At 69.0% G+C, this 22,770-nt stretch carries 23 protein-coding genes; 6 read left to right on the top strand and 17 right to left on the bottom strand.

Translation table 11 applies throughout. The annotated features are described in order from the left end of the window. Window positions 1-325 precede the first annotated feature (325 nt). From ACFVIV_RS15605 to ACFVIV_RS15585, 5 genes are all read right to left on the bottom strand, one after another. Complete coding sequence (locus ACFVIV_RS15605; protein ID WP_379196652.1) at window positions 326-1,123, bottom strand: family 1 encapsulin nanocompartment shell protein; 798 nt, start codon at window positions 1,121-1,123, stop codon at window positions 326-328. Window positions 1,124-1,126: 3 nt separating this feature from the next. Further along, window positions 1,127-2,128: a Dyp-type peroxidase gene (locus ACFVIV_RS15600; protein ID WP_379196650.1), complete on the bottom strand. Its 1,002-nt coding sequence runs from the start codon at window positions 2,126-2,128 to the stop codon at window positions 1,127-1,129. Between the two features lie 70 nt (window positions 2,129-2,198). Further along, complete coding sequence (locus tag ACFVIV_RS15595; RefSeq protein WP_379196649.1) at window positions 2,199-2,525, bottom strand: cupin domain-containing protein; 327 nt, start codon at window positions 2,523-2,525, stop codon at window positions 2,199-2,201. A gap of 82 nt (window positions 2,526-2,607) precedes the next feature. Next, window positions 2,608-3,093: a dihydrofolate reductase gene (locus ACFVIV_RS15590; RefSeq protein WP_379196647.1), complete on the bottom strand. Its 486-nt coding sequence runs from the start codon at window positions 3,091-3,093 to the stop codon at window positions 2,608-2,610. Next, window positions 3,090-3,920, bottom strand: coding sequence for a thymidylate synthase (locus tag ACFVIV_RS15585; protein ID WP_379196645.1), 831 nt, complete (start codon window positions 3,918-3,920; stop codon window positions 3,090-3,092). Before ACFVIV_RS15585 ends, ACFVIV_RS15590 begins: the two co-directional genes overlap by 4 nt. Window positions 3,921-3,940: 20 nt before the next feature. Here ACFVIV_RS15585 and cobF point away from each other — a divergent pair, with 20 nt between their 5' ends. After that, window positions 3,941-4,714 carry a precorrin-6A synthase (deacetylating) gene (gene cobF / locus ACFVIV_RS15580; protein WP_379196643.1) on the top strand — a complete coding sequence of 258 codons (774 nt, stop codon included), beginning with the start codon at window positions 3,941-3,943 and terminating at the stop codon, window positions 4,712-4,714. A gap of 51 nt (window positions 4,715-4,765) precedes the next feature. Further along, the gene (locus ACFVIV_RS15575; protein ID WP_379196641.1) at window positions 4,766-5,632 is read left to right on the top strand and encodes an Fpg/Nei family DNA glycosylase; all 867 of its coding nucleotides are present in this window, start codon (window positions 4,766-4,768) and stop codon (window positions 5,630-5,632) included. Window positions 5,633-5,636: 4 nt separating this feature from the next. Here ACFVIV_RS15575 and ACFVIV_RS15570 read toward each other — a convergent pair whose 3' ends face one another. The 4 genes from ACFVIV_RS15570 to ACFVIV_RS15555 are packed head-to-tail and all read right to left on the bottom strand — an operon-like array spanning window position 5,637 to window position 10,067. Further along, a complete protein-coding gene (locus ACFVIV_RS15570; protein WP_379196639.1) occupies window positions 5,637-7,148 on the bottom strand; it encodes a carboxylesterase/lipase family protein in 1,512 nt (503 codons plus the stop codon). 46 nt (window positions 7,149-7,194) lie between these two features. Continuing rightward, window positions 7,195-7,440, bottom strand: a complete 246-nt coding sequence (locus tag ACFVIV_RS15565) for a DUF2630 family protein (protein WP_379196637.1) — start codon at window positions 7,438-7,440, stop codon at window positions 7,195-7,197. Next, window positions 7,437-8,846, bottom strand: coding sequence for a PLP-dependent aminotransferase family protein (locus tag ACFVIV_RS15560; RefSeq protein WP_379196635.1), 1,410 nt, complete (start codon window positions 8,844-8,846; stop codon window positions 7,437-7,439). Before ACFVIV_RS15560 ends, ACFVIV_RS15565 begins: the two co-directional genes overlap by 4 nt. Before the next feature lie 57 nt (window positions 8,847-8,903). Further along, window positions 8,904-10,067, bottom strand: a complete 1,164-nt coding sequence (locus ACFVIV_RS15555) for an alpha/beta hydrolase family protein (RefSeq protein WP_379196633.1) — start codon at window positions 10,065-10,067, stop codon at window positions 8,904-8,906. Between the two features lie 82 nt (window positions 10,068-10,149). Here ACFVIV_RS15555 and ACFVIV_RS15550 point away from each other — a divergent pair, with 82 nt between their 5' ends. Continuing rightward, entirely contained in the window at window positions 10,150-10,839 is a 690-nt protein-coding gene (locus ACFVIV_RS15550; RefSeq protein ID WP_379196631.1) for a pyridoxamine 5'-phosphate oxidase family protein, read from the top strand. Window positions 10,840-10,861: 22 nt separating this feature from the next. On the opposite strand, the gene ACFVIV_RS15545 is transcribed toward ACFVIV_RS15550, so the two are convergent. Both ACFVIV_RS15545 and ACFVIV_RS15540 read right to left on the bottom strand, forming a co-directional pair. After that, window positions 10,862-12,112: a hypothetical protein gene (locus tag ACFVIV_RS15545; RefSeq protein WP_379196629.1), complete on the bottom strand. Its 1,251-nt coding sequence runs from the start codon at window positions 12,110-12,112 to the stop codon at window positions 10,862-10,864. A gap of 30 nt (window positions 12,113-12,142) precedes the next feature. Beyond that, on the bottom strand, window positions 12,143-12,916 hold the full coding sequence (locus tag ACFVIV_RS15540) for a crotonase/enoyl-CoA hydratase family protein (RefSeq protein WP_379196627.1): 774 nt from the start codon (window positions 12,914-12,916) through the stop codon (window positions 12,143-12,145). 53 nt (window positions 12,917-12,969) lie between these two features. Here ACFVIV_RS15540 and ACFVIV_RS15535 point away from each other — a divergent pair, with 53 nt between their 5' ends. Together ACFVIV_RS15535 and ACFVIV_RS15530 are read left to right on the top strand one after the other, a co-directional pair. Further along, window positions 12,970-13,596: a TetR/AcrR family transcriptional regulator gene (locus ACFVIV_RS15535; RefSeq protein WP_379196625.1), complete on the top strand. Its 627-nt coding sequence runs from the start codon at window positions 12,970-12,972 to the stop codon at window positions 13,594-13,596. Between the two features lie 8 nt (window positions 13,597-13,604). Further along, window positions 13,605-15,227 carry an acyl-CoA dehydrogenase family protein gene (locus tag ACFVIV_RS15530; RefSeq protein WP_379196623.1) on the top strand — a complete coding sequence of 541 codons (1,623 nt, stop codon included), beginning with the start codon at window positions 13,605-13,607 and terminating at the stop codon, window positions 15,225-15,227. Between the two features lie 16 nt (window positions 15,228-15,243). Here the strand turns inward: ACFVIV_RS15530 and ACFVIV_RS15525 are convergent, their stop codons facing one another. After that, window positions 15,244-15,432 (bottom strand): DNA-binding protein, encoded by a 189-nt coding sequence (locus ACFVIV_RS15525; protein ID WP_379196621.1) that lies wholly within the window; start codon window positions 15,430-15,432, stop codon window positions 15,244-15,246. Window positions 15,433-15,533: 101 nt separating this feature from the next. Between ACFVIV_RS15525 and ACFVIV_RS15520 the strand changes: the two genes are divergently transcribed. Beyond that, window positions 15,534-16,610, top strand: coding sequence for a CaiB/BaiF CoA transferase family protein (locus ACFVIV_RS15520; RefSeq protein ID WP_379196619.1), 1,077 nt, complete (start codon window positions 15,534-15,536; stop codon window positions 16,608-16,610). A 54-nt stretch (window positions 16,611-16,664) separates the two neighbouring features. On the opposite strand, the gene ACFVIV_RS15515 is transcribed toward ACFVIV_RS15520, so the two are convergent. From ACFVIV_RS15515 to ACFVIV_RS15495, 5 genes are all read right to left on the bottom strand, one after another. Further along, entirely contained in the window at window positions 16,665-17,924 is a 1,260-nt protein-coding gene (locus tag ACFVIV_RS15515) for an SGNH/GDSL hydrolase family protein (RefSeq protein WP_379196617.1), read from the bottom strand. A 61-nt stretch (window positions 17,925-17,985) separates the two neighbouring features. Further along, entirely contained in the window at window positions 17,986-19,446 is a 1,461-nt protein-coding gene (locus tag ACFVIV_RS15510; protein ID WP_379196615.1) for an ABC transporter ATP-binding protein, read from the bottom strand. After that, complete coding sequence (locus tag ACFVIV_RS15505; protein ID WP_379196613.1) at window positions 19,443-20,276, bottom strand: ABC transporter permease; 834 nt, start codon at window positions 20,274-20,276, stop codon at window positions 19,443-19,445. The genes ACFVIV_RS15510 and ACFVIV_RS15505 overlap by 4 nt, the downstream gene beginning before the upstream one ends. After that, the gene (locus ACFVIV_RS15500; RefSeq protein WP_379196611.1) at window positions 20,273-21,262 is read right to left on the bottom strand and encodes an ABC transporter permease; all 990 of its coding nucleotides are present in this window, start codon (window positions 21,260-21,262) and stop codon (window positions 20,273-20,275) included. Before ACFVIV_RS15500 ends, ACFVIV_RS15505 begins: the two co-directional genes overlap by 4 nt. Beyond that, window positions 21,259-22,722: an ABC transporter substrate-binding protein gene (locus ACFVIV_RS15495; protein WP_379196609.1), complete on the bottom strand. Its 1,464-nt coding sequence runs from the start codon at window positions 22,720-22,722 to the stop codon at window positions 21,259-21,261. Before ACFVIV_RS15495 ends, ACFVIV_RS15500 begins: the two co-directional genes overlap by 4 nt. Between the last annotated feature and the right edge of the window lie 48 nt (window positions 22,723-22,770).

Below are 22,770 nucleotides of genomic sequence, written 5' to 3'. Positions count from 1 at the left end.
ATCGAGACGGCCCCGAACCCACACAGTTGATGCACCGACTGTCTTCCCTGCCGTTAATTGACAGTTCGCCTGCGGCGGACCAACACACAGGCACACGGGCTGGTGACCAGACGGGCTGGTGCCCGGACCGGCCGACAATCGCACCGGCCGACAATCGCACCGGCTGGCGACTGCACCGGCTGGCGACTGCACCGGCTGGCGACCGCACCGGCTGGCGACTGCACCGGCTGCCGGCCGGACGGGCTGGGGTTGGTTTGGGGCACGGTACTCATGGGTGTGCCCCGCGCACGTCAGTGCGCGGGGCACGAGAGTTCCGAGAGGCGGCCTATGCCTCCAGGGGGACTGCGGCTTCGGCCGTGTAGACCAGGAAGGTCAGGCTTTCCTGGAAGTAGAGCTGGACCTGTTCGGCGTCGTGGGCCAGGTAGCCGATGGAGAGGTCTTGGCCGATCTGGAGGTCGAAGTCGCCGCCTCGGGTGGAGAGGACGAAGGCGCCGTCTATGGCGGGGGCCCAGATGATTTCGCCGTCGATGAGGCGTTCGATGTGGGTGCGGATGGGGTGGCCGTGGTCGGAGGTTTCGCTGACGGCGGTGTAGAGGTCGGCGGAGAGGAGAACCGAGTAGGGGCCGTCCACGCCGGCCAGGCGGAGTTTGGAGAGGGCCTGGGCTACGGCTTCGGGGGTGAGGCGAGGGTCGCCGGGGAGTTTGACCGGTTCGCAGTTGGTGGCGGCGCGGATGCCGGTGATGCCGGCGGCGGGGTAGCCCTCGAAGATGGCGCGGTCTTCGGCGAAGGCGATCTTCTTGGCGGCGTCCTTGACCGCGTCCAGGTCGGTGTCGCGGGCGCCGCGCTCGACATTGTCGAGTTCCTGGCGGGACAGGATGAAGGGGACGCGCAGTTCCACCAGGGGGACCACGATGCGCTGGCTGGCCAGGACGCCCTCGCCGGGGGAGGCGATGATCTGGGTGCGGCCCAGGCCGACGGCATTGAAATCGGCGCCGTGCGGGCCGGAGACGTCGACGACGCGGCGACCGGCGATGTGGCGCTTGAAGGTTCGGGTCGCCTCCTCCTCGATGGCCGCCCAGGCCTCGGAGGTGATCGGCGCGAGTTCGCGGTGGAGGTTGTTCATTCTTTAGCTCCTTTTCAACGTGCCGATACCGAGAGAACCGCTAGTGACAACACCGTTCGTGGCCGGAGATTCCCGGACTTCGGCCGCCGCCGGAGCATCCGGCAGGGCGTCGAAGAATCCCTCGGGCGGGGTGAAGAACAGGGTGCCGGTGACGGCTGTGGAGAAATCCAGGATGCGGTCGTAGGCCGCCTCGTCACTGCCGAGGAACATGCGCTCCAGCATCTTCTCCGGCACCGACGGGCTGGCCGCGTAAGCGATGTAATAGGTACCGAATTCGCCGTCCTTGACGCTGCCGAAGGGCATATTGGCGCGCACGATCTGGCCGAGCTCGTCTTGATCGTTCACGGCCACATGCGAATTCAGCGGCTTGTCTTCCTCGGGCAGCTCGAAATCATCGAGTTTGGTGCGCCCGATGACCTTTTCCTGCTCGGCGGTGGACAGCGCCTTCCACTCGGCCAGCGGATGCACGTACTTCTGCACGATGACATAACTGCCACCGGCGAATTCGGCGTCCTCGTCCCCGATGGTTCCGGCGGTCACCGCCAGCTTTCCCTCGGGATTCTCGGTGCCGTCCACGAATCCGAGCAGATCGCGCTGCTCGAAATAGCGGAACCCCACGGTCTGGTCGACGATGGTCGCGGCCCCGGTGAGCCTTTCGCCGATGGTCATGGCCAATTCGAAACAGGTGTCCTGCGCTTCGGCCTTGATGTGGAAGAGCAGATCGCCCGGCGTGGCGGGCGCCTCGTGCACCTCGCCCTTGTATCCCGGAAATTCGTGCAGCTCTGCGGGTTTCGGTCCGGTGAAAAGCCGGTCCCAGGCCTGCGAGCCGATGCTCGTGATACAGGCCAGCCCGGCGCCGGGAACCCGGAATCCCACGGATCGGCGCAGTCCCGGCAGGTCTGCGAGTAGATCGCGCACCACCGCCTCGCCACCCTCGTCGATGGTGACGACGAGGAAGATCGCGGCGGGTGTCAGCGGATCGAGAAACGGCTGCGGCTCACCCATGAACTCCAGCCTAGAACTCGCCGCAGACCGATCGGTCGATCAGGTAACCCTGTGTCTGCTGCGCGGCCGGCTACTTGGCGACCGTGAGCAGGAATGCCACATCGTCGATGGCCTTCACACTGTGCCGCGCGTTCGGGATGACCAGCAGGTCACCGGCCGATCCCTTCCATTCATTGGCGCCGCTGATGAGGGTGAGCACGCCGCTGAGCACGATCATGGTCGCCTCGCCGGGATTCTCGTGCTCGGCCAGCGTGTGGCCGGCCGTGAGAGCGATCACCGTCTGGCGCAGGCTGTGCGCGTGGCCCCCGTAGATGGTCACCGAACTGCGCCCGCTCGAGGCGGTGGCGGCCAGCTTCAGCTGCTGGCGGGCGACCGCGGTCAGCGATTTCTTGTCCATGGACTGCCTTTCGCCGGAGTATCCGTGAGTATGCCGGACGGGCTTCGGGCCGATCGCCTGTTTCAGCGCTTCGTTATCGGGCTTACCTCGTATAACGAAGGAACCGATATTTCAGACCGGACGAGGACTGCTGCCACGGTGCGTCCTCCGCACTCCATTCCGGGCCGATGGCGGGTGCGAAACAGTCGCCCGCAATATCGGCGCCCACTTCGGTCACTCGCAACTCGGTCGCCAAAGGCATTGCCGCCCGGTAGATTTCCCCGCCGCCCATGATCCACACCGGACCGTCGCCGGCCAGTTGCAGTGCCTCGTCCAAGGACCCGGCGCGTTCGGCGCCCTCGGCGGACCAGTCCGTTTGCCTGGTCACGACGATATTGCGGCGGCCTTCCAGCGGCCGGAAACGCGCGGGCAGCGAATCCCAGGTGCGCCGGCCCATCACCACCGGATGCCCCATGGTGACGGTCTTGAAATGCGCCATATCCTCGGGAATCCGCCAGGGAATGGCATTGTCGAGCCCGATGACCCCCGCCGAGGTCTGGGCCCACACCAGCCCGATCGTGCGGCTCACACCGCCACCGCGGCCTTGATGGCCGGATGATGCTGGTAGCCCACGATTTCCACATCCTCGTACGCGTAATCGAACAGCGTCGGCGCGGGCCGCAGCCGCAGCTCCGGGAACGGATACGGCTCCCGGGTCAGCTGCTCGCGCACCTGCTCGACGTGATTGTCGTAGATATGGCAGTCGCCGCCGGTCCAGATGAAATCACCGGGCAGCAGCTCGGTCTGCTGCGCCACCATGTGCGTCAGCAGCGCATAGCTGGCGATATTGAACGGCACGCCCAGGAACAGATCGGCGCTGCGCTGATACAGCTGGCAGCTCAGCCGGCCGTCGGCCACGTAGAACTGGAAGAAGGCGTGGCAGGGCGCCAGCGCCATGCGATCCAGCTCGGCCACATTCCACGCCGAGACGATGATGCGCCGCGAATCCGGATCGGTGCGCAGCGTCTGCAGCACCTGCGAGATCTGATCGATGTGGGTGCCGTCCGGCGTCGGCCAGGACCGCCACTGCACGCCGTAGACCGGGCCCAGATCGCCATTGCGATCGGCCCATTCGTCCCAGATGGTGACGCCGTGCTCCTGCAGCCACTTCACATTGGAATCGCCGCGCAGGAACCACAGCAGCTCGTAGACGATGGACTTCAGATGCACCTTCTTGGTGGTGATCAGCGGGAAGCCCTGGGACAGGTCGTAGCGCAGCTGATGCCCGAAGACGCTGCGGGTGCCGGTGCCCGTCCGATCCGCTTTCGGGGTACCGGAATCCAGTACCAGCCGCAGCAGGTCCTCGTATTGGGTGTCGGGGGCCGTGCTCTGGGTATCGCGAGGGGCGCTGTCCACGCCTGGTTAGCTTACGCACCGTGCGGAAGCTCTTCGTGATCGGAATCGGCGCCGGTGATCCGGACCAGGTGACGGTGCAGGCCATCAAGGCCCTGCGCCGGGTCGACGTGTTCTTCGTCATCGGCAAGGGGGCCGAGAAGCAGGAGCTCGTGGATGTGCGCGCCGCGATCCTGGCCGAGTACGCCGAGCAGCCGCACCGGGTGGTGGAGATAGCCGACCCGCCGCGGGACCGGAGCGTGCCGGGCACCGGGGCGGATGCCGCCTATCAGGGCGTGGTGGCCGACTGGCACGAGCGGCGCGCGGAAATCCTGGAGCAGGCTTTTGCCGGAACCGAGGGCGTGGGCGGGATTCTGGTCTGGGGCGACCCGTCGCTGTACGACAGCACGCTGCGGATGGTGGAGCGGGTGCTGGACCGCGGCCGGTTGACCTTCGACTACGAGGTCATCCCGGGGATCACCAGCGCGCAGTCCCTGGCCGCCGCGCACCGCATGGTGCTGCACGAGATCGGCGAGCCGGTGCACATCACCACCGGGCGCCGGATTCGCGAGGACGGCGTGGCCGCCGGACAGTCCACGCTGGTCATGCTGGACGGCGACTGCTCGTTCACCCAGGTGCCCGGCGACGATCTGTACATCTGGTGGGGCGCCTACCTCGGCATGCCCGACGAGGTGATCGTCGAGGGCCCGCTGCGCGTCGTCGAACAGCGCATCGTGCGCCGGCGTGCCGCCCTGCGCGAACGCAAGGGCTGGATCATGGACATCTACCTGCTGCGGCGCGGCGCCGATCGAGGTTGAGCGCGTTTCGGTGATCAGCGGGTGTCACCGGTGGTCGGTAGGGTGGTGGTTGTGCCTGAGCTACCGGAAATCGTGGCGCTCGAGCAATTTCTCGCCGAGCACGCGGTGGGTGCCGTTGTCGGGCGGATCGATGTGGCGGCGCTGAGCGTGCTGAAGACCTTCGATCCGCCGGTGACCGCGCTGTCCGGACGCGATGTGACCGGGGTGGGGCACTGGGGCAAACACCTCGGAGTCGACTGCGGCGGGCTGTGGTTGATCACCCACCTGTCGCGCGCCGGATGGTTGCGCTGGATCGACGAACCGGGCGCGGCGCCGCCGAAACCGGGCAAGGGGCCGCTCGCCCTGCGGGTGCACCTGTTCACGCCCGAGGGCGCGACGCCGGCATTCGACCTCACCGAGGCGGGGACCAAGAAGCGGCTGGCGGTCTGGATCGTGCGGGATCCGCTGTCCGTGCCCAGCATTGCCCGCCTGGGACCCGATGCCATGGCCGTGAGCGAAACCGAATTCGCCGAACTGCTGCACGGCACCTCGCAGCGGGTGAAGAACGCGCTGACCGATCAGACCGTGCTGGCGGGCATCGGCAATGCGTACTCCGATGAAATCCTGCACACGGCCAGGCTTTCGCCGTTCGCCACCGCCTCGGGCCTGGACGCGGAGCAATTGGCGCGGCTGTTCTCCGCCCTGCGCGCCACGCTCTCCGATGCCATCGAACGCTCGGTCGGCGAGGACGCCGCCCGCCTCAAGGCCGAAAAGCGCTCCGGCATGCAGGTACACGGCCGCACCGGCGAACCCTGCCCGATCTGCGGTGACACCGTGCGCGAAGTCGCCTACGCCGACAAGTCCTTCCAGTACTGCCCCACCTGCCAAACCGGCGGCAAGATCCTCGCCGACCGCCGCATGTCGCGACTGCTCAAATAGCCCCTCAGACCAGTGCGGGCAGTTGAATTCCCTGCCAGGCCAGGCGTTTTGCCTTGTCGGGGTCGTATTCCACGCGTGGCGGATAGTCGATGATCAGTGTGGCGCGTTTGTCCTCGGTGTAGGCCGGCCAGGACGGCAGCGGTGCGCCGGTGCGGGCGAAGGACAGCCAATTGTCCTGGAACTGCCGAGTCACCGAGCGGAGACCGCGCCGCCCGCCCGCGGCGGTGAGCGCGCGGCCGATCGGGGTGTCGGTCGCGCCGAAGACCGGAATCAGATCCAGGGCGTGGGTCGCGCCGAAGCCCGCGAGTCGTATTGCGCGCGGGGCGAAGTCGAAGCGATACGCGTAGGTGGGCGCATGGTGGCTGTGTGCGGCCATGACCGTCGTGCACGGGCGGAAGAAGGTGAAGTCGCCGCCCATGCGCACCGCCACCTTCGGATCCGGAAATCCGGGATAGGCTGCGACGACCCGGGATTCGAACTCGCCGCCCGCCTGCTGGAGGATGCGGCGCAGGCGCGCGGGGGTGGTGGCCAGCACATCGTCGAAGCGGGTGAACAGGGTCCCTTCGTCGCGATTGGATCCGATGATGAGCGGCACCTTGTGCGCGGTGCCGGCAACGAAGGCGTTGATCGGAGACTTCGGCAGGAAGTCCCCGTCGATGTGCGGCGCCACGGGGAACAGACCCGGCTGATAGCGCAGCACATCCTGCACCGCACGGTCCACGGCGCGGCGAATATCGTTCGGGGCGGCCGTGAGCAGGGCCTCGGCGGCCTCGTCGGGAGCCGCGCCGAGCCGTTCGACACAGCGCTGGGCGAAGAGTTTGGCGTCGGCGGGGGAGGTGCCCCAATCGGCGGGCGGACTCTGCGCTATGCCCCGGTGGAAGAGCCCGGCCGCGGCCGGCGCGGCGAACAGGGCGAGCACGGCGTGCGCGCCCGCGGATTCGCCGAAGACGGTGACATTGTCCGGATCCCCGCCGAAGGCGGCGATATTCCGCCGCACCCATTCCAGCGCCGCCACCTGATCGCGCAACCCCAGATTCGAGTCGAATCGATGTGCGGGCGTGGAGAATTCCCCGAAATCGACATACCCGAACGCGCCCAGCCGGTAGTTGATCGACACCACGATCACATCGCCGGTCGCCGCCAGCCGCGCACCGGAATACAGGCCCAGCGCGGAGGTCCCGATGATGTACCCGCCGCCGTGAATGAACACCATCACGGGCCGTGGTGTGGCCGAAATCTGGCTCGGCGCGGTCACATTGAGCGTCAGGCAGTCCTCACCCGTCGGCTGCTGCGTGCGCGGTCCGATGCGCGCGCCGCTGCGATGCTGCATGGCGGCGAATCCGAATTGGGTGGCCTCGCGCACCCCGCGCCACGGCCGCACGGGTTGCGGGGCGCGGAATCTGAATTCCCCCACCGGGGGAGCCGCGAAGGGAATGGACCGCCAGCGTGAAACGCGGCGGCCCCGGGAACCCCGGACGACGCCGTCCGAGGTAGTGATATCAACCGTAGCCACCATTCACAAAGGGTAGTGCAGGCGGCTGCCAGCAGTCGATGGCGCAGAACTACTGCAGGTAGCCCTCGACCTGCCGGGCGGTATTCGGCTGGGCCTCGTCCGGATTGCGGCCCTGATCCATGCGGGCGCGGCGCTGGCGCAGCAGATCCCAGCATTGGTCCAGCATGACCTCGAGCTCGGCCAGCTGACGCCGTTCGGTCTCCGGGTCGAGCTCGCCCTGGATGGTCTTGGCGCGCAGCTCGTGCTCTTGATCGACCAAGGTCTTGATGCGCGCGAGAATGTCCTGTTCGCTCATGCGGTCGAGTCTACGACCCTGCGCAGCGCATCCCCGGCCAACCGGACGGCATGCGGCAGCTCCGCCCCGGGCAGGGCGGCGTAACCCAGGGCGATGCCGAAGGTGTGTCGCGGGCCGATGTGATGGCGGCCCAGACCGTCCAGGTAGACGCCGTACTCGCGGGCCAGCGCGATGGCCCGGTCCTCGTGCCGCTGTGCGGGCAGCGGCACGGCGATATGCGATCCGGCGTCGTCGCCGATCACATCGAGTCCGCGGCCCCGCAGTTCGCCGACGACCAGGGCGCGGCGCGCCGGCATCTCCCGGCGCAGGCGGCGCAGATGCCGGGACAGATCACCGTGCCGGGCCAGCTCGGCCACCACCTGCTGCCCGGCCGGCGCGGGACTGGTGCCGGTGAGTTCGCGATAGTCGAGCACCGCGTCCGTGACCGCCGGGGCGGCGACCAGCCAGCCCACGCCGAGGGTCGGGGTCAGGATCTTGCTGGTGGTGCCCAGATGCACCACCAGATCCGGCGCGAGCGTGGCCAGCAGCGGCAAAGGCGCGGTGTCGTACCGCAATTCGCCGTCATAGTCGTCCTCGATGACGAGTGCGCCGGTGCGGCGCGCGAATTCGATCAACTCGACCCGCCGGGCCGCGGGCATCCGCGCGCCGAGCGGAAACTGATGCGCGGGAGTGCAATACACCGCTTTGGCCGTCGGCGGCAGCAGGTCGACCCGCAGCCCCTCCGCATCGCAGGGCACCGGCACCAGTCGCACTCCCGCCGCCCGGAACGCCCCGGCCGCCCGCTGATATCCGGGATCCTCCATGGCGACCACATCACCCGGCCGCCACAGCGCGGCCGCGAGTTCCGCTACGGCGGAACTGGTTCCGGCAGTGGCGAGCACGGCCGTCCCGCTCCCCGCCCCCAACCCGCGATGCCGCAGCAGATGCTCCACCACGGCCTCCCGGAATTCGGGTTCCCCGGCCCGATCCCGCCGGATCAAGGGCGGGCGATCGGAGGCGACCCGCCACGCCCGCCGCCACGCGGCCCGGTCGAGGGTCTCGATATTCGGCGCTCCCGACCCCAGATCGAGCAGCCCGGCCATGGGGTTCGAACGCAGCCCGGCAGCAGCGGGCGCCGCCACCGGCTGCGGCGCGGCCGTCAGAAACGTGCCCGACCCGTGCCGCCCGCTCAACCACCCCTCGGCATGCAACTGGTCATAGGCCGCCGTCACCACCGTCCTGCTCACCCGCAGCCGTGCCGCCAGCTCCCGCGAGGACGGCAGCCGATCCCCGGCCCGCAATGCCCCCGTGGCCGCCGCACCGCGCAACCCATCCGCCACCTGCACCGCGAGCGGCGTCTCTGCCTCCCGGTCCACGGTCAACGGCAGATCATCGACCGCCACCGCCCGCTTACCGGCCGCGCCCATACAGTGGCCTCCTGATCGTCCCGAAATCCGATCACATCAGGATGCCACGCCCGTGAACTACTTCAGCACGGTGATCTCCGGATCCCCGACCGGCCGATCGAGCACCGTATCCGTGCGATCGCGCAGGAACTTGTCGAACATCGCGGCCACATAGGTCCGCACCAGACTCGACCCGCGCTCGGCGGGAATCGCGCCGATGTACTTCGCCGCCGCCGAGCGGGCCACGGCGGGAACCAGCAAAGGCATATCGGTGAAGTCGTAGTGCGCGGCGTCATTGAGCACCAGATGACGTTTCCACCCGGTGCTGTTGCGCCAGAACGCATCCAGCGACGGATTGCCGTCTCCGGCCTCTTCGATCTGCGCGCTGGTCATCACCAGCACCGGCTCCCGGGTGCCCTCGGTGACCGATCGCCCGAAGTTCTCGTCGACCCCGATCTGCCCGTCGAGATCGACCGCGGCGTCGATCCGCTCATCGTCGTGCATGGCTTCGACCGCGATGTACCCGCCCAGCGAATGCCCCACCGCGCCAATGTGTTCCAGATCGAGCGCCGTGCCGAGGCCATTCGGCAGCGCCCGGTTCCCGGCGTCGGGATTCGCGCCGCTCGCCAGCCGCGTCAGCGAGTCCAGGACGAACCGGAAATCACCGAGCCGGGCGTCGGTGTACTGCTGCCGGACCTCCGGGGTGAAGGCGGGGAAGGGTTTGCTCCGCACCAGCCGTCCGCCCGGAAACTCCACCACCGGGGCCTCGTAGGTGGGGTCCACGGTCACCACCACGTATCCGCGACTGGCGAGTTCCTCCGCCAGCCCGGTGCCCAGCAACCGGGTGACTCCAGCCCCCGGCGAGTAGAGAATCACCGGATAGCTCGCCCCGGCGAGGGCGGGTGCATCCGTATACGAGTTGGTGAACAACCCGGGCGCCTGGAATCCGATCTGTTTCTCGAGATCCGGAATCAGCTGCGTGGACAGGTACCGAGCCCGCGACGACTGCTCGGTGCCGGTGGCCGGATAGAACACCGACACCATCAGCTCACGTGCGCGATCCGGCTGGAAGGGATCCGCTCTCCCATGATCGACCAGGTGCAAAGTTGTTGTCCCCACCGGTAATTCGCCGGCCGGTCGCGGTAGCACGGTAACGCCGATGGGCGCGGCGGCGGTTACACCCGTACCGGTGGTGAGCACTGCGGCGGCGCTCAGCGCGGCAACGGCAAGCCGATTGAACATCTGTCCCCTCCCTCAAGTGGTCTTTCATTCTTATCGAGAATTGGCTATTTGAGAAGACCATTCGCCGCGCGATGCTGGTTTCATGACCGAGCCAACCCCGACCCGGACCCCCTTGTCCTCCACTCCACGCAGTACCTTGACCCGCTCGAAGGAGCGCGGCGTGATCGATCGCGCCGCCCTCGACGCCGTCCTCGACGCGGGCCTGCTCTGCCATCTCGGCGTGGTCCTCGGCGGCAGCCCGGTCGTCATTCCGACCACCTACGGCCGCGACGGCGACACTTTGTACCTGCACGGTTCCACCGGCGCCGGAAACCTGCGCGCCGCCATGCGCGGCGAGGTGTCGGTATCCGTCACTCATGTCGACGGTCTCGTCTACGCCCGCTCCGCCATGCACTTCTCCATGAACTACCGCTCGGCCGTAATCCACGCCCGCCCAGTGGAAGTCACCGATCCGGAGACCCGCATGCACGCCCTGCGCGTCATCGTCGAGCATGTGGCGCCCGGCTCCTGGGATGTGGTGCGGTCGCCGAACAAGAAGGAAATGGCCGCCACCATGGTCCTGGCCATCGACCTGACCGAGGCCTCGGTGAAGATGCGCACCGGCGGGCCGCGCGACGATGCCGCGGATATCGAGGCCGGCGGCGTGTGGGCGGGGGTCCTGCCCATTCGCCAGGTCTTCGACCCGGCGATCTCGTCCGCCGATCTGGAGCCGGGCATCGAAATCCCCGAGCACGTCCGTGCCCGCTACGCCGAACCTGTCGTAGTGCGGTGACCGATTGCCCGCGAACTCCCCGTCACCAGCTGGTGACGGGGAGTTCGTAGGTGTTGAGGGCGTTGCGGGCGAGGGTGGTCAGGGCGGTGTGGGTGGGGATGGCGTCCGGATCGAGGCCGACCAGGGAGAGGGTGTAGATGTCGGCTATGCGGGTCAGGTAGGCGGACAGGCGGGTTCGGGGGAGGGCGTCGGGGCGGAGGCCGGGGTGCAGGGCGCGGGCTGCTACGCCGGTGCAGGGGTGCGGGCCCAGGGACAGCAGGGAGTCGGGGAGGGTTCCGATATTGGAGCACAGGATGTCTCGTTCGCCGGCGCCCTTGGAGAGGGTGTGTGCCCAGCGGTCGGGGATGACCTGGAGGAGTTCTTCGGGGATGCCGCCGGGGCTGGTCATGCGGTGTTCGTAGGCCGCACGGGCCTTCTGGCGGATGGTGGCGGGGGTGTCGTCGCGGGTGACGGCGATTTCGGTCATGGACATGTCGTTGTCGACGCGGGGTTCGTCGCGGGTGTCGACGGGGAGGCTGGCGGCGATGGCGGGGGAGCGGAAGCCGCTGTCCCACAGCATGTTCGCCACCAAGTGGATGAACAGGCTGTTGGCGGTGCCGCCGTGGGCCACCGCCACGCGCGTCCACGAGCGGGCGGGGATCTGGAGGATGGCGCTGGTGGTGAGCGGGGGCGGGATATCGGTGGCGGCGGGGAGCGTTACCGTGCGAGGGGCGGAAGGGGTTGGGCGGGAAGGGATGCCATTGCGCAGCGCGCGGGCGGTGCCGCCCAGGACGGTGGCCCACTGGCGGCGGGCATCGGCCCAATCCGAGTGTCCGGCAACGGGCGCCGCGAGGGGGGTCCCGGCCAGGGCGTGATCGACGGCGAGCGCCAGGGCGCGGCCGTCGGCCAGGGCGTGCGAGCAGGTCAGCGAGAGCAGGCAGCCGCCGTCGGCGAGGGCGGCGGCGGACAGCCGCCAGCCCGGACCGAACTCCGGATCGAGATCCCCGGCCTGGCCGTCGGCCCAATCCAGCAGTGCGGCAGGGGCAATCGGCTGCTCGGCGACCAGCAGCGGATGCGCCTGGGTGTTGTGCCGCCAGCGCGGGCGGGCGCCGGGCACCCGCGTGCGCACGACACGGCGGCCCAGCGGTCCGATGCGCAGCCGGTTGTGAATGCCCCGCAAGAGCTTCTCGTCGAGCGGATCGGCGGTACGCCACAGCCCCTGCAGGGCGATCGGGGTGCCCATGCCCCGATGCGCCCGCAGGAAGATCTCGTCCACCACGCTCAGCCGATTCATCAGAGGGGCAGCGTACTGCGCCGCCTGTCGTCAGGCCGGGCGGCCGTGGCGGCCCGCGCCGGAAGCGAAGCGCTGCGCGCCGTCCAGCGCCCCGTCCATCAGCGCCTTGACGCCGTGCTTCAGTTCATTGGCGATCGCGGCGGGTTCGTCCAGGCCGTCCTGTTCCAGCAGCGACATGCGGTCGGAGCGCAGGCAGGTCTGCGGGAGGGCGGACAGCTCGGCGGCGAGTTCCTCGGCGGCGCGGCGGGATTCGCCGGCCGGGACGACGCGGTTGACGAGGCCGATCTGGAGCGCCTCGGTGGCGCCCACGGCGCGGCCGGTGAGAATGAGATCCATGGCGCGGCCGGTGCCGATGATGCGGGGCAGGCGCACGGTGCCGCCATCGATGAGCGGCACGCCCCAGCGGCGGCAGAAGACGCCGAAGGTGCTGTCCTGCTCGGCGATTCGCATATCGCACCACAGCGCCAGCTCCAGGCCGCCCGCCACGGCATAACCGGAGACGGCGGCGATGACGGGTTTGGACAGCACCATGCGGGTGGGGCCCATCGGCCCGTCGCCGTCCTCGGTGACCTGATTCGAGCGCTCGGTGCCGAGCGATTTCAGGTCCGCGCCGGCGCAGAAGGTGCCGCCCTCGCCCCACAGCACCGCGACGGAGGCGGCGGGGTCGGCGTCGAACTCGCGGAAGGCCTCGGCCAGGGCCGCGGCGGTGGGTCCGTCGACCGCATTGCGGGCCTCCGGACGGTGCAGGATCACGGTGGTCACGGGGCCGTTGCGTTCGACTCGTACGCTCACGACCCCGACCATACGCCGTAAATCCGTCATTGCGTCAAGAAATGAATTCATGGTTCACTTCTTGCGTGGCCTACCGCAGAACCCCTGCTGTCCAGGCCCGCCTCGACGCCCAGGCGGGCGCGATCGTGCGGGCGGCGATGACCGTGCTCTCCCGGGACGGGTTCGCCGGACTGTCCATGGCCGCCGTCGCCGCGGAGGCGGGCGTGGCCACCGGCACCGTCTACAAGAACTTCAGCGGCAAGTCCGAACTGGTGACCGCGGTGTTCCGCGAGGTCGTCACTCGCGAAGTGGAGGCGGTGGCCGTGGCGGGCGGCGTCACCGCCGATGCGTCCGCCGCCGCCGAACGCGGTGTGGTGGAACGGGTTACGGCCGCCGTGGAGACCTTCGCCGGCCGTGCCCTCAAGAATCCGAAGCTCGCCTACGTGCTGCTGGCCGAACCCGTGGACACCGCCGTCGACACCGAACGCCTGCGCTTCCGCCGGGCCTTCGCCGAGACCTTCGAATCCGCCATCGCCGACGGCGTCGCCAATGGTCAACTGCCGCCGCAGGATCCGCGCACCAGCGCCACCGCCCTGGTCGGCGCCATCGGCGAGGTGCTGGTCGGCCCGCTCGCCGAACAGGTGGACAGCGAATCGGTGGTGCCCGAACTCGTCGCCTTCGCCCTGCGCGCACTCGGCGTACCTCAGAAATAGGAGTCCCCATGCACACCCACGACGTGTTCAATCAGGTGCCGTACATCGTCCCCTTCGACAATTCCCGCAATCCCGCGCTCCTGGAGGGCCTGCACCGGGAGGGCGCGGGCTGGGCCGAGGCCGAGGTGCGCGAACTCGGCGCCCTGGCCGGCGGCGCACGGGCGCAGGAGTGGGGGCGGCTGGCCAACGACTACCCGCCGAAGCTCATCACCCACGACCGCTACGGCCATCGCGTCGACGAGGTGGAGTTCCACCCGCACTGGCACGATCTGATGGAAGTGGCCGTGCGCCACGGCCTGCACGGTTCGCCGTGGCAGGACGACCGGCCCGGTGCGCATGTCGCCCGCGCCGCCAAGTTCTACACCTGGGGGCTGGCCGATGCCGGTCACATGTGCCCGATCTCCATGACCTACGCGGTGGTGCCCGCCCTGCGCCACAATCCGGAACTGGCCGCGAAATACGAACCGCTGCTGGCCTCCCGCGTCTACGACTACGGGCTGCGCGAACCGTCCACCAAGGCCGGTCTCATCGCCGGCATGTCCATGACCGAGAAACAGGGCGGCTCCGACGTCCGCGCCAATACCACCACGGCCACACCGCAATCCGATGGCACGTACCGGATCGTGGGCCACAAGTGGTTCACCTCCGCGCCCATGTCGGATATGTTCCTGACCCTCGCGCAGGCCCCGGGCGGCCTGTCCTGCTTCCTGCTGCCGCGCGTGCTGCCCGACGGCAGCCGCAATCCCCTTCGCCTGCAACGGCTCAAGGACAAGCTGGGCAACAAGTCCAATGCCTCCTCGGAGATCGAGTACGAGAACGCGGTCGGCTGGCTGGTCGGCGCGGAGGGCGCGGGCGTGAAGACCATTATCGAGATGGTCAATATGACCCGCCTGGACTGCGTGATCGGCTCCGCCACCGGCATGCGCGCCGGCGTGGTGCACGCGGTGCATCACGCCCGGCACCGGAAGGCATTCGGCGCCAACCTCATCGATCAACCCGCCATGCGCAATGTGCTGGCCGATCTGGTGATCGAATCCGATGCCGCCACCACCGTCATGATGCGGCTGGCCGGCGCCACCGATCGCGCCGCCACCGATGCGGCCGAGGCGAACTTCCGGCGCATCGCGCTGGCGGTCACCAAGTACTGGGTCTGCAAGCGCGCCCCCGCCCATGCCGCCGAAGCCCTGGAATGCCTGGGCGGCAATGGATATGTGGAGGAATCCGGTATGCCGCGGCTGTACCGGGAGGCCCCGCTCATGTCCATTTGGGAGGGGTCGGGCAATGTGGCGGCGCTGGATGCCTTGCGCGCCATGGGCCGTCAGCCCGAGACCGTCGAGGCATTCTTCGCCGAGGTGTCCCTGGCCCGCGGCGCGAACAGTCACCTGGACGCCGCCATCGACCGGATCGGCAAGGAGCTCACCGATCTCGGCGAGATCGAATACCGCGCCCGGCGTGTGGTCGAGCTGATGGCGCTCGTGCTGCAGGGTTCACAGCTGGTCCGCCACGGTCACCCGGCGGTGGCGGATGCCTTCTGCGCCACCCGGTTCGGCGGTGACTGGGGCATCGCCTTCGGCACCCTGCCCACCGGCGTCGACACCGCGGCCATCCTGGAACGCGGCTACGTCGCCTGAAGCCCGGAAATGCTTGTCAGCCCAGGTCCAAGCCCTGGGCCGACAGGGTCTCCTTCAAGATGCGTACGGCCTTGGGTCCCACGCCGTGCAGCGCCAGGAGCTCGCTCTCCGGGACGCCGGCCAGCTGTTCGAGATGCCGGTATCCGGCCGCATTGAGCGCGCGGGTGGCGGGTGCGCCGATCTTCGGCAATGGAGAATCGGTCATGTCCCGAGCGTACTGATCTTCACCGACGCTCGACTGGCACGACGTTTTAGAACGTGTTCTACTCCTGGTATTCGACCGAGAACCGACAGGGGGTTTGCAGGGTGAACGCGAGCAGGGGTCCGCTGGAAGGCATTCGGGTCGTCGAGCTGGCGAGCATCGGACCCGGTCCGCATGCCGCGATGATGCTGGCGGACCTGGGCGCGGATGTGGTGCGGGTGCAGCGGCCCAAGGATTCGACGGCCTTCCAGGCGCAATTGCGCGGGCGCACGCTCACCACGGCCGATCTGAAGAATCCCGCGGATGTGGCGGCCGTGCTGGCGCTGATCGGCAAGGCCGATGTGCTGATCGAAGGCTATCGGCCGGGCGTGGCCGAACGCCTCGGCCTCGGCCCCGATATCGCGCTGGAGCGCAATCCACGGCTGGTCTACGGCCGCATGACCGGTTGGGGTCAGGAAGGACCGCGCGCGCAGCGGGCCGGGCACGACATCAACTACATCGGTCTCACCGGTGCGCTGAACGGCATCGGCCGCAAGGGCGAACGGCCGGTGCCGCCCATCAACCTGCTCGGCGATTACGGCGGCGGATCGGTCTTCCTGGTGCTCGGCATCATGGCGGCGCTGCTGGAGCGGCAGCGTTCCGGACAGGGCCAGGTGGTGGACGCGGCCATGGTCGACGGCGTGCTGACGCTGGCGCACACCATGGTGTCGCTCAACCAGCTCGGTCTGTGGTCCGATGAGCGCGGCACCAATGTGCTCGACACCGGAATGGCCTGGTACGACACCTATACCACCGCGGACGGCAGGCACATGGCCGTCGGCGCGTTCGAACCGCAGTTCTACGCCGAACTGCTGCGCGTGCTCGAGCTGGACCCGGAAACCCTGCCGCAGCAGAATGATCGGGCCGGACAGGAGGTGCTGCGCAAGGTGTTCACCGAGCGCTTCGCCGCCAAGACCCAGGCGGAATGGTCCGAACTCTTCGACGGCGTGGACGCCTGCGTCACGCCGGTGCGCACCTTCAGCGAAGCGCTCACCGATGAACACCTGACCGCGCGCACCGCCCTGGTCGACGTGGGCGGCATCCAGCAACCCGCTCCCGCGCCGCGATTTTCGCGGACGCCGCCGCCGATCCCGGCTCCCGCTCCGAGCGTGACGACGCCCCTCGGGGATGTCTGGGCGTAAGGAAAGGCCACCGGCACGAACGGATTCGTACCGGTGGCCCGAGTGATCACTGGGTCACAGCGCATTCAAATCGATGGTCTCGGCCATGAGCCGGTATCCGGCGTCATTGGGGTGCAAGTGATCTCCGCTGTCATAGGCCGGCGCGAGGGCCTCGGGATTGCTCGGATCGGCCAGCGCCGCAGCCCAATCCACCACCGCGTCGTACTCGCCGGAGGTGCGGATCCAGTCGTTCACGGCGTGCCACTTGGCGGCCGCGCGGGCGCTGTAGTGATCCGAACCGGCCAACGGCAGCAGGGTCGCGCCGATGACCCGGACGCCCTCGGCCCGCGCCCGGGCGATCAGGGTGCGGTAGCCGGCGATGATCTGCTCTGCCGACAGATCGGGCCCGGGCTGGTAGGTGGGCTGCCCCGGCGCCTCGCTGAATCCGATGTCGTTGACGCCCTGGAGCAGGATGACGGTGCGCACGCCCGGCTTGTCGAGCACATCGCGCTGGAAGCGGACCGTGGAACGTTCGCCGTACCACGCGGAATCATTGAGCACCAGATTGCCGCCGATCCCGAGGTTCAGCACCGCGCGCTGCCGGTTCGCGGCCGCCAGCCGATCGGCCAGCGCATCGGGCCAGCGGCGATTCGCGCCCGGGGTGGCGCCGAATCCATCGGTAATCGAATCGCCGAAGGCCACCACGGTGTCGTCGCGCGGGGCAACGCCCGCGACCTCGACATCGGTGAGGTAGTACCAGGAATTGGTGCGGTCGGTGAAAGCCGTTGCCGCGGAATCGGAGAGGTGGTCGCCGGTCGCCCGGTAGCTGTCGGTCCAGGCCTGGGAGTGGAAGGTGGCCGGTCCGGTGGCGCCCTTCAGGTACAGGGTCACCGCCACGGAATCCAGCGCCTCCACCGGCAATCCGACCGCGTCGCTGGCGATTTCGCCGCCCGCGGGGATGACCGCCGTGGCGTCGTCGGCGAAGGTCAACGCCCGCACCGATTCCGGATGTACGGCGGCGCCTTCCTTCGACTCCGCGACGGTGGCTCCGGCGATCTCCAGCGGGCTCGCGCCGAACCGGTTGGACAACTTGATGCGCACGCTGTCGCCGCCATTGGTGACCCGCACGACCTGGCGCAGGGTCTGATCGGTGAAACCCGCCTCCGACCAGTTCGGCCCGAACCCGGCGCTCGGACGCTGGGCCGCCGCGGACCAGGCGGCCGACCATGCGGGACCGCTCGCGGGTTGCCCGCCGTCGATGGCGTAGGCCGCCCCGGCGACGAGGGTGAAAGCTGCCACGGCAGCGGCTGCGACGGCGTGCTTCGAAATCTTCATGTACGCACTAACGGCACTGGAGTTCCGTTAATTCCCGCCGGGTTGGATACGACCTCGAGCGCTAGCCGATCAGCGCCAGGGTCGCACCGTGCTGTGGGGCGTCCAAAAGGTCCGCCACCGCACCGGATTCGACGATCCGGCCGGATTCCAGCACGGACATGCCGGTGCAGTAGCGCGCGACCAGACCCATGTCGTGGCTGATCACCAGGAGCGCGAGCCCCTGCTCACGGCGGAGTCGGTCGAGCAGCGCCATGATGGCCTCGGCGGTGACAGGATCCAGCGCCGAGGTGATCTCATCGCAGACCAGCAGCCCCGGATCCGTGGTGAGAGCGCGCGCGAGCGCCACGCGCTGCCGCTGCCCACCGGACAGCTCGTGCGGATACCGCTGGGCGAGTTCGGGATCCAGCTCGACGCTCCGCAGCGCGGCGGCCACATCCGGGGCCTTGCGCAGCGTCTGGGCAACCGTGCGGCGGGGATTCAGCGAACCCGTGCTGTCCTGCGGGACGAAGCCCACCCGCCCGGCTATCTCGACGGATCCGCCCGCGGTGCGCTGCAATCCGACAATGGCGCGCGCCAAGGTCGATTTCCCCGCACCGGAGGGGCCGACGACGGCAACCGCTTCCCCGGCTCCGACGGCCAGGTTGATGCCTTCCAGCACTGCCCGGCGGTCTCGGCTGACCCGTAGATCGGTCACGGTCAGCACTGCTTCGGCCGCTTCCCTGGTCATCCCGGCGTGCTCTTGGCCGGGATCCACCTCGGGCGAATACGGATTCCGGCCAAAAACACGCCGGAATGACGAGGGCGATGACGAGGGCGATGACGAGGGCGAGGGCGATGACGAGGGCGAGGGCGATGACGAGGGCGAAGGTGATGACGAGGGCGCTGTGGACGAGCCGAGCGCACGGACCTCGTCGGCGATCTCATGGAGTATGTCGTGATGGTGGCCCGAGACGATGAGCGTCGTCCCGTCCTCGGTGACCATGGTGCGCAGCAGCCGCGCGATCGAGCGTTGCAGGCGGCCGTGCAAACCCGCAAAGGGTTCGTCGAGGATGAGCACGGGGGTACGGCGAGCCAGGGCGCGAGCCAGGGCGACTCGGCGCTGCTCGCCACCGGAGAGTTCGACGGGGCGGCGGCGCAGGTAGGAATCGGGGAGTTCGACGGCGGCCAGGGCCTGTTCGGCGTGCGCCGGTTCGGCGCATTCGGTGAGCAGGGCGCGGACCCGCATGGTGGGGTTGAGCGCGGCGGCCGGGTCCTGACCGGTGTAGGTGATGTGATGCCGCCGGAATGTGCGCAGCGCCTGGGGGTTCAGGGTCAGCGGGCTGTGGTCGCCGACACGCACCGAGCCCGAGACGACCGCCGCCGCGGGCACGTGGCCCAGCAAGGCGCGCAGCAGCGTGGACTTGCCGCAGCCGGACGGCCCGGTGAGCGCGGTCAGCGTGCCGGGACGCGCGCACAGTGAAATCGGTTGCAAGAGCGTGCCTCCGCCGGGCGCGGTGACGGCGAGGTCGGTGATCTCGATCATGGGCGCGGCTCCGATTCCCGGCCGGTTGCGGGCAGTCCGGCGCGGCCGAAGGCGCTGGCGGAGATGTTCACGCCGACCGCTACCACGGCGATGGCCAGGCTCGGTGCCAGCACTGCCCAGGGGTTGAGCAGCATGCCGGTGGCGTTCTCGCGCACCATGATCGCCCAGTTGGCCGCGCCGAGCGTGCCGGGCAGTTGCAGGAAGGCGGCGGCGGCCGCGATGTACATGCCGGTCACGAAGCGCAAACCCAGTTGAGCCCAGCAGAGTTCGCGCATGTTCGGCAGCATTTCGCGGAACACTATGTGCGTGGTCGATTCCCCGCTCACCCGGGCGGCCTCGACGTAGCCGGTGGCGGCCACCCCGGCGGCTGCGGCCGCGAAAACGCGAGTGCAGTAGGGGATTCCGAACAGGACGGCGACGGTGATCAGCCCGAACACCCCCGACTCCGGCCAGGACAGCATGACCAGCAGTACGCCCAGGACCGGTGGCATGAGCACGGCCAGATCGGCGCCGCGCTCGACGACCACGCCGATGCGCGGCCGCAGTGCCGCCAGCGCGCCCAGCACGCTGGACGGCCCGGCCACCAGGATCGCGATCACGCCCGCGAGCACGATCAGTCCCCACCCGCCGTGCAGCAGCTGGGTGAACACATCTCGGCCCAGCCGGTCCGTGCCCAGCCACGCCGCCGAATTCGGCTCGGCGAACGGCAGTCCTGCCGCCGCGTCCACATCCCGGCTCGTTACGAACGGGCCGATGAGCGCGGGCAGTGCCACGGCCATCGCGGGCGTCGCCCGCAGCCACGGCCGGTTCCGCACCGTATCCCGGATCATCGGACCGGCACCTCCTGCTCCACTGGTCGCCGGGCGAGCCACCGGACCGGATCGGACGAGCGCAGCCCGCGCACCGACCAGCTGCGGATGGCATCGGCGAGGATCAGCACCAGCATGATGACCGCCCCGGCGATGGCGGTGACGGCGGCGGCCACCGCGGTATCGCGTTCGCCCACCGAACCCGCCAGCAGCGCGCCCAGACCCGGGTAGTTGAACAGGGTTTCGACCACCAGCGCGCCGCCGATCAGCATGCCGATACTGGTGGCGAAGGAGGCGGCGATGGTGGGCAGCGCCACGGGCAGGATGTGGCGCAGCATGATTCGCGCCGGCGGCAGGCCCGCCAGCCGGGCGTATTCCACATGCGGAGTGCGCTCGGCGTCGGCCAGGGCGCTGCGAATCACCCTGGCATTCCAGCCGATCTGGGGGAGGGCGAGGGCGAGCACGGGCAGGATCAGCATGTCGGCGCTGGCCGGATAGCCGGAGGAGTCGACCACGGTGACCGCGGGCAGCCACCCGGTGGCCAGCGAGAACAGTGCGATGAGCAGGGCCGCGAGCACGAACTCCGGCAAGGCGACCACGGTGGTGGTAACCGGTTGCAGAATGCGGGCGAGCAGGCCGGAAGGCCGTGCCGCCCACGCCATTCCGGCCGCGAGCGAGGCGATGACGGTGAGCGTGAAGGCGATGCCGCCGAGCAGCAGTGTCGCGGGGGCGGCGGCTGCCAGCAGGTCATTGACCGAGCGCCCGGTGGCGGTGACGCCGAAGTCGCCGGTCGCCACACCGGAGATCCAGTCCCAGAAGCGTGCCGGCAGCGGCCGATCCAGCCCGAGCTCGCGGCGTTTGGCGGCGAGCAGTTCCGGATCGGCATTGCGGCCGAGGGCGGCGCGGGCCGCGTCGCCCGGGAGCAGGGCGACCGCGGCGAACACCAGGGCCAGCAGCGTGACCAGCAAGGCCAGCCGCCGCGCCACCAGTCCCGCGAACCCGATCACGCCAACCAGGTCCGTTCCAGCTGCATGCGGCCGAATCCGCCGAGCGTGGGCAGATCACGGACGCGGGCGGAGGCCACGTCGATGCCGTCGCCCATGCCCCACACCAGGTACCCGCCGCGGTCGTACTGGATGCGCTGCAGGGCCTTGCAAGCGGCGGTGAGGTCCGCGTCATTGCCCGCGGCCAGGGCGGCGGCGGTCTCGGCATCGAATTCCGGGTCGCGGAAGGCGGTTTCATTGCGGCCGCTGGAGGACACCATGAGCTTGGACGCGTAGAACAGCGTGGAATCATTGGTGCCCCAGGACACGGTGTACAGCGGCGCGTTCAACCAGGTGCGGTCGTAGAACGTATTCGACTCCTGGACAACCACTTCCAGCTGCATTCCGGCCTCGCGGGCCTGTGCGGCAATGAGCTTGGCCGACTCCACCTCGCCGGGCGCCTCGGCCTTGGTGACCAGCTCGTAGGTGCGGCCGGTGTCGAAGCCGGCCTGCGCCAGCAGGGCGCGAGCCCGGTCCAGATCGCGTTTGCGCTGCGGAATTGTCTTGTCGTAGCGGGGATCTCCGGTGCCCATGATGTCATTGGAGACTTCGCCGTAACCGGAATAGACCTGCGTGACCAGGGCGTCGCGGTCCACCGCCAGCCGCAGCGCCTCGCGCACCCGGGCATCGGCGAACGGGCCGTCGGCGGTGCGCATGGCCAGCGACAGCGCGGTGTCGTTGGGACGCCGGACCACCTGGAGCCCACCGCGGCCCTCGGCGGTGCGGCCCGCGATCGCGCCCACATTGGAGGCCAGATCGATCTGCCCGCCGATGACCGCGTTGGAGAGCGCGTCGACGCTTTCGAACAGCGTCACCTCGATGGCGTCCAGCTTGGGCGCGGGCCCGTGCCAATCGTCATTGCGCACCAGGCGGGCATTGCCCTGCCGGTAGGACTCGAGCTTGAACGGACCGGTGCCGATCGCCCTGGTGAAGTCCGTGGTGCCCTGTTTGACGGTGAAGGTCATCAACCGGGTGAGCAGCGGAATCTGGGTATTGGGCGCGGCCAGGCTCAGCACGACCTTGTTCGCGCCGTCCGCGGCGATGTCCTCCGGCTTGGCCACCGGCATCTTGGATTCGCCGCCGATCTCGCGCAGCCGCCGCAGCGACCACACCACATCGTCCGCGGTCACCGGCGACCCGTCGTGGAAACGAGCCTCGTCGGCGAGGGTGAAGGTCCAGCGCGTCCGATCCGGATTGGACTCCCACGAAGAGGCCAGGCGCGCAGCCACATTCGGATCGGCGCCGGGCACCGTCAGTGCGTCGTAGACCAGCGAGATGATCAGGAAGTCGCTGTCATTGGGGATATTGGCGTGCGGATCCTGTTCGAGCTTGGAGACCCGCCCCAGCGCCCCGACCCGTAGCGTGCCGCCGCCGGAGGAATCCTTGGAGCAGGCGGCGAGCGCCAGCAGAGCGCCCAAACCCACACCGGCTCGCAGTATTTGACGTCTGGTCGCCGTCACAATCGGACCCTC

This window comes from Nocardia sp. NPDC127526, from assembly GCF_042672265.1.
Lineage (GTDB): Bacteria > Actinomycetota > Actinomycetes > Mycobacteriales > Mycobacteriaceae > Nocardia.
The sequence above is the reverse complement of the archived record's forward strand: the minus strand, read 5'-3'. Positions and strand labels throughout refer to the sequence as shown.

Coding starts and splice junctions, on each gene's coding strand:
- ACFVIV_RS15605 (WP_379196652.1), bottom strand. CDS start 1,123: ATGAACAACCTCCACCGCGAACTCGCGCCGATCACCTCCGAGGCCTGG.
- ACFVIV_RS15600 (WP_379196650.1), bottom strand. CDS start 2,128: ATGGGTGAGCCGCAGCCGTTTCTCGATCCGCTGACACCCGCCGCGATC.
- ACFVIV_RS15595 (WP_379196649.1), bottom strand. CDS start 2,525: ATGGACAAGAAATCGCTGACCGCGGTCGCCCGCCAGCAGCTGAAGCTG.
- ACFVIV_RS15570 (WP_379196639.1), bottom strand. CDS start 7,148: ATGGTGGCTACGGTTGATATCACTACCTCGGACGGCGTCGTCCGGGGT.
- ACFVIV_RS15565 (WP_379196637.1), bottom strand. CDS start 7,440: ATGAGCGAACAGGACATTCTCGCGCGCATCAAGACCTTGGTCGATCAA.
- ACFVIV_RS15560 (WP_379196635.1), bottom strand. CDS start 8,846: ATGGGCGCGGCCGGTAAGCGGGCGGTGGCGGTCGATGATCTGCCGTTG.
- ACFVIV_RS15555 (WP_379196633.1), bottom strand. CDS start 10,067: ATGTTCAATCGGCTTGCCGTTGCCGCGCTGAGCGCCGCCGCAGTGCTC.
- ACFVIV_RS15550 (WP_379196631.1), top strand. CDS start 10,150: ATGACCGAGCCAACCCCGACCCGGACCCCCTTGTCCTCCACTCCACGC.
- ACFVIV_RS15545 (WP_379196629.1), bottom strand. CDS start 12,112: ATGAATCGGCTGAGCGTGGTGGACGAGATCTTCCTGCGGGCGCATCGG.
- ACFVIV_RS15540 (WP_379196627.1), bottom strand. CDS start 12,916: ATGGTCGGGGTCGTGAGCGTACGAGTCGAACGCAACGGCCCCGTGACC.
- ACFVIV_RS15530 (WP_379196623.1), top strand. CDS start 13,605: ATGCACACCCACGACGTGTTCAATCAGGTGCCGTACATCGTCCCCTTC.
- ACFVIV_RS15525 (WP_379196621.1), bottom strand. CDS start 15,432: ATGACCGATTCTCCATTGCCGAAGATCGGCGCACCCGCCACCCGCGCG.
- ACFVIV_RS15515 (WP_379196617.1), bottom strand. CDS start 17,924: ATGAAGATTTCGAAGCACGCCGTCGCAGCCGCTGCCGTGGCAGCTTTC.
- ACFVIV_RS15510 (WP_379196615.1), bottom strand. CDS start 19,446: ATGATCGAGATCACCGACCTCGCCGTCACCGCGCCCGGCGGAGGCACG.
- ACFVIV_RS15505 (WP_379196613.1), bottom strand. CDS start 20,276: ATGATCCGGGATACGGTGCGGAACCGGCCGTGGCTGCGGGCGACGCCC.